The sequence below is a fragment of the Streptomyces bambusae genome (assembly GCF_019400985.1).
Taxonomy (GTDB): domain Bacteria; phylum Actinomycetota; class Actinomycetes; order Streptomycetales; family Streptomycetaceae; genus Streptomyces; species Streptomyces bambusae_A.
The window spans coordinates 1-4,572 of sequence record NZ_WTFF01000456.1; the positions used below are offsets into that span (position 1 = coordinate 1).

4 protein-coding genes, 2 tRNA genes and 2 pseudogenes are annotated in these 4,572 nt (G+C 71.9%); 1 reads left to right on the top strand and 7 read right to left on the bottom strand.

The window, feature by feature from the left end; all coding sequences use genetic code 11:
- The 4 genes and pseudogenes from GPJ59_RS33830 to GPJ59_RS33845 all read right to left on the bottom strand — a co-directional run.
- Positions 1–311 (bottom strand): annotated as a pseudogene (locus GPJ59_RS33830) (hypothetical protein); the annotation flags it as partial.
- Positions 281–1,315, bottom strand: coding sequence for a M23 family metallopeptidase (locus tag GPJ59_RS33835; RefSeq protein ID WP_219671774.1), 1,035 nt, complete (start codon positions 1,313–1,315; stop codon positions 281–283). The pseudogene GPJ59_RS33830 and the gene GPJ59_RS33835, both read right to left, overlap by 31 nt.
- Before the next feature lie 395 nt (positions 1,316–1,710).
- Positions 1,711–1,784 (bottom strand) — tRNA-Met (locus GPJ59_RS33840).
- Between the two features lie 62 nt (positions 1,785–1,846).
- Positions 1,847–2,338, bottom strand: a complete 492-nt coding sequence (locus GPJ59_RS33845) for an FBP domain-containing protein (protein WP_219671775.1) — start codon at positions 2,336–2,338, stop codon at positions 1,847–1,849.
- An 87-nt stretch (positions 2,339–2,425) separates the two neighbouring features.
- On the opposite strand from GPJ59_RS33845, the gene GPJ59_RS33850 reads away from it, so the two are divergent.
- A complete protein-coding gene (locus GPJ59_RS33850) occupies positions 2,426–3,007 on the top strand; it encodes a TetR/AcrR family transcriptional regulator (protein ID WP_219671776.1) in 582 nt (193 codons plus the stop codon).
- Between the two features lie 103 nt (positions 3,008–3,110).
- Here the strand turns inward: GPJ59_RS33850 and GPJ59_RS33855 are convergent, their stop codons facing one another.
- The 3 genes and pseudogenes from GPJ59_RS33855 to GPJ59_RS33865 form a co-directional block, all read right to left on the bottom strand.
- Entirely contained in the window at positions 3,111–3,566 is a 456-nt protein-coding gene (locus GPJ59_RS33855) for a hypothetical protein (protein ID WP_219671778.1), read from the bottom strand.
- A gap of 292 nt (positions 3,567–3,858) precedes the next feature.
- Positions 3,859–3,931: transfer RNA gene (locus GPJ59_RS33860), tRNA-Lys, on the bottom strand.
- Between the two features lie 217 nt (positions 3,932–4,148).
- A pseudogene (locus GPJ59_RS33865) lies at positions 4,149–4,572 on the bottom strand (DEAD/DEAH box helicase); the annotation flags it as partial.

The window sequence follows — 4,572 nt, forward strand, 5'->3', positions numbered from 1 at the left end:
TTGGCGGTGTTTCCCTCCTCGGGGACGCCGCCGCCGGCGTGGACGGCCTTGTCCTTGGGGATGCCCAGCAGGACCGCGCCCGCCCCGCCCAGCTTCGCCTTGACCTTGCGCGCGGTCCGGGCCACGGCCGGCCCGGCACTGGCCCGCGCGGCCGTGCTGGAGGACCTGGTCCCGGCGGCGGCCGTAACGCCCGCGCTCTCGATGGGGGCCGTAGCGCCCTCGCTCCCGGCGACGGCCGCAGCGCCCGCGCAGTCGCCGGCGGCGGCGCCCGTACCGGCTGCTAGACGCTCAGCCCCTTGGAGCGCAGCCACGCCATCGGGTCCACCGTCGAGCCCCCGGTACGCACTTCCAGGTGGAGGTGAGGTCCGGTGACGTTGCCGGTGGCGCCGACGCGCCCGATGGTCTGGCCTGCCGCCACGGAGCCGGAGGTCACCGACATCGACGACAGGTGGCAGTACCAGATCTCGGTGCCGTCGGGGAGTTCGAGGACGATCCGGTAGCCGTAGGAGCCGGACCAGCCCGCCGAGGTGATCGTGCCGCCGGCCACCGCCTTGACCGGGGTGCCGGTCGGCGCGGCGAAGTCGAGCCCGGTGTGCTGGCCGGAGGACCACATGGAGCCGGAGGCCCCGTACCGGGAGGTGATCGTGTACGAGGAGGTGGGCAGCGAGTAGGAGCCGGTGGCGGCGGGGGCCTCGGCCGGCTCGGCGGCCGCGGCGGCCTTCGCCGCCGCTTCCGCCTTGGCGCGGGCTTCCTCCTCGGCCTTGGCGCGGGCTTCCTGCGCCGCCTTGTCGGCGGCCTCCTTCTCCGCGGCCTGGCGGGCGGCCTCCTGCTTCTGCCGGGCCTCCTGGGCGGCGGCGTCGCGGGCCGCCTGCTCCGCGTCGGCCTTGGCCTTGGCCGCGGCGGCGTCCGACTGGGACTCGGCCTGCAGCAGGATCCGGTTGCGCAGCGCCTCGGCCGCGTCACCACTCGCCTCGGCGGTGCCGGCTGCCTGCGCGCCGCGCCGGTCCTGCGCGTCCGAGGAGGAGTCCTCGTCGGAGTCGGACCCGGTCAGCAGCGAGGGGAGCGAGGGCATGGATATGGAGACTTGGGGCCGGTCCTGCGCGGTGGCGATACCGCCCGCGCCGACGGCCGCGATGACACCGACGCCCAACACCGTGGAGCTGCGGGCGAGTCCGCCGCGCTGTCTGCCCACGCGGTGCCGGCCGCGCACCGGGCGGACCGAGTCCTCGGTGGGGTTCCACTCGCCCCAGGCGCCTGCCGTGGCCGGCTGCTCCTGGGTCTCGATGCCGTCAAGGGCAGGCACGTTGGACGCCACCGGGCCACACTCCTCATCGCGCGCACGCGCGGGCTGCCGTCGGGGGGCGACGGCGGGGAGGGCCGCGGCGCGTTATCGAACGGTAATAGAAGCGGGGGAGTGATTCCAAGCTGTTGCGACGGATCGCGTAGATGGATCGGCCACCGATCAGGCAGATATGGCCGGGATTTCACCATCAAACCATCTCAATTCGGGCGAAAATCAGCAGGTTTGATGATCTCCCCAGCCACACAAGGATCATGACGTCCCATCAATCACCTTGCACAGGGCGCCCCTTCACTCACGCACGGTGACGACAACGGTGGCGACAGCGCGGCGGCATCCGCAGACATCCACGGGCATCCGCACACACGCCGAAGGCCCGGATCCAAGAGGATCCGGGCCTTCGGCTTCAGTAGCGGGGACAGGATTTGAACCTGCGACCTCTGGGTTATGAGCCCAGCGAGCTACCGAGCTGCTCCACCCCGCGTCGGTGAACACCACCTTACGCCATCCGGGAGGGTGCTCGCCGCCCATTAACCACCCACCCCGTCAGAGGGAGGCCACGAACCGGGTCAGATTGTCCCGAAGTCGGGCGATCTGTTCCTCCAGGGTGAGCGACTCCTCGAACCGCTGTCCCCCGCCCTCCGGCTGCTTCAGCCCCCGTACGTAGAGGGAGCAGGCCAGGTCGGTGCACATGTAGAGGCCCATGGAGTTGCCCTCGCGCCCCTCCTTGCCCCGCTTGCGGGCCGTCATCAGGGACACCCCGCCGCCCGCGTGGACGGTCAGACACAGGCTGCACATGCTGCGGTGCAGCAGCCCGCGCCGGGCCGTCGGGAACCGCAGCGCGATCCCGGTGGGCCGGCCGTCGAGCTCGGCCACCAGATAGCTGCGGTCCGGCGCCGACAGGTCCCGCCAGCCGAGGAGGTCCAGCTCCTCCCAGGGCCGCTCGGACAGGTCCCGGGGCAACGGCAGACGGGCGGCCTCGCCCTTGGAGCAGTTCACGAACGAGCCGCGGATGTCCTTCTCGGTCAGTACCTTCATACGACTCACGCTAGATTTCCTAGACCCTCTAGGCAAACCTATTTCGCCGGCCCGCAAGGGCCGGCCCCGCAAGGCAGGAGCAGACCCGTGCCACGAGCAGGCCTCACACCCCAGCGCATCGTCGAGGCGGCGGTGGACCTGGTGGACACCGCCGGCCTCGACCGGCTCAGCGTCTCCGCCCTCGCCCGCGGCTTCGGCGTCAAGGACGCCAGCCTGTACTCGCACATCCGAGGCCTGGCCGACCTGCGTGCCCGCCTCGCCGTCCACTGCGCCGCCGAGTTCGCCGACCGCATCGGCTCGGCCGTGGCGGGCCGCTCAGGCCGCGACGCCCTGGCCGCCTTCGCCGGCGCCTACCGCGACTACGCCGTCAGCCACCCCGGCCGGTACGCCGCCACCCAGCTGGAGCTGCCGCCAGAGGTGCTCGCCGGCTCCCCCGGGCACGCCGCGCTCGTGGAGCACACGTACCTCCTGCTGCGCCCGTACGCGCTCGCCGAGCCCGACGGCACCGACGCGGTACGGCTGCTGCGCAGCACCTTCCACGGCTTCGCCGCCCTGGAGGCGACGGGCGCCTTCCACGCGGCCCGCGAGGTCCCGGCCTCCTGGAACCGCATCGTCGAGGCCCTCCACACCCTCCTGACGAACTGGCCCCCCACCCCCACCCACCCCTGACGCCACCGCCCCGCAAACACCACAGCGCCCCGACCGGAGAACCCGGTCGGGGCGCTGTGCGAGCGGTAGGCCATGTCGGACTCGAACCGACAAAGGCAAAGGGCTACTCGTCGTCGACGGAGGCGAGGTGTCGCCTCAGCTCTGCGAGGATCTCTTCGTCGCCGCCTTCTGCCGGCAGTGACCATGGGTCCTGCTCGCCGTTGGCCATGGCCAGGCTGCTGGCGAAGCGCACGAGGTGGGGTGCGGGGACGACTGAGTCGCGCAGCCATCGCACGAAGACGGCGGCTTCGTCGGCAGTGACATCGGTCAGGGTGATGAAGGAGTAGTCCGGCTTCGGCATCGCCGCCGTCCCGTCGATCCACACGTCCGATGCCAGCTCGATCTCGAAGTCGAGCACCGTAAGACCGTGGACTCCGGAGATCCTGTACTCGACCGTGAGGCCGAGGAACGCCTGCCGCAGCGCCCTCTCCAAGGACTCCAGGGTGGTGCCCCATGCTGCCTCGTCCCCCTCGGGCGGGTAGAAGGCGAAGTTCGTGCGGATGTTCCGTTCAGCGGACACTGTCTTCCTCTGTCTCACAGCACGTGCCGTGTCGAGCCGGGCCTGCCCGTCATCGCCATCATGGACGGCCAGTACGCCACGTTGTCCCGGCGTTCGTCACGATCTCCAGCCCGCGGATCTCCGCGGCGTCGGCCAGATGCTCGCGTTCCTCGCGGCGCGCGCACAGCGACACCCCGCTCAGCCCCATCCCCGGCCAAGGCTCGGCCCGGACACGGCCGAGCGCCCCACCCGACGACGTCAGGTAGGGCGCTCGATCGCAGGTCAGAGGGGGTTTCCCCTCGCCCGCAGGCGGTAGGCCATGTCGGACTCGAACCGACAACCAATGGATTAAAAGTCCACTGCTCTGCCAATTGAGCTAATGGCCCGCGGCATGCTCACCCCAGAGCATAGCCGGAGAGGGGCTCGCGGCCGATCGGGAATCGGCTGCGCGCCCCGCGTCGGCCTCGCCCGCGGGCCCGTACGTCGTGGGGCGGGTCCCGTGATGTCGCCGCGCGGCCTGCGCCGTTGGCGGCCCCCGAACAGACGGACAGGGCCCGTACGAGTGGATTCGTACGGGCCCTGTCAGGCAGTCAGCGGGCTGGATCAGCCGTTGCGCTTCCAGCGCGGCTTGTCGTCGCGGCGGCCGAAGGAGCCGGAGCCGGACGGGCGGTGGTCGTCGCGGCGGCCGTACGGGCGGTCGCCGCCACCGGAGCGGAAGCCGCCCGAGGGACGGTCGTCACGGCGGTCGCGGTTGAACGGGCGGTCGCCGCCGCCCGAGCGGAAGCCGCCGGAGGGACGGTCGTCGCGGCGGAAGCCGCCACCGCGGTTGTCGTCACGACGCTCGAAGCCACGGTCGTCACGGCGGTCGCGGTTGAAACCGCCCCGGTCGCCACGGTCGTCGCGGCGGAAGCCCCCGCCGCGGTTGTCGCCACCACGCTCCAAGCCCCCGTCGTCCCGGCCGGCCCCCCTGTAATCACCACAGTCCCGCCCGCCCACCCGGTGCGCTGCGCGAGCGCCGCCCGCCCCG

Excerpts from the sequence above, each read along its gene's own strand:
- GPJ59_RS33845 (WP_219671775.1), bottom strand. The coding sequence starts at position 2,338 with ATGAAGGTACTGACCGAGAAGGACATCCGCGGCTCGTTCGTGAACTGC.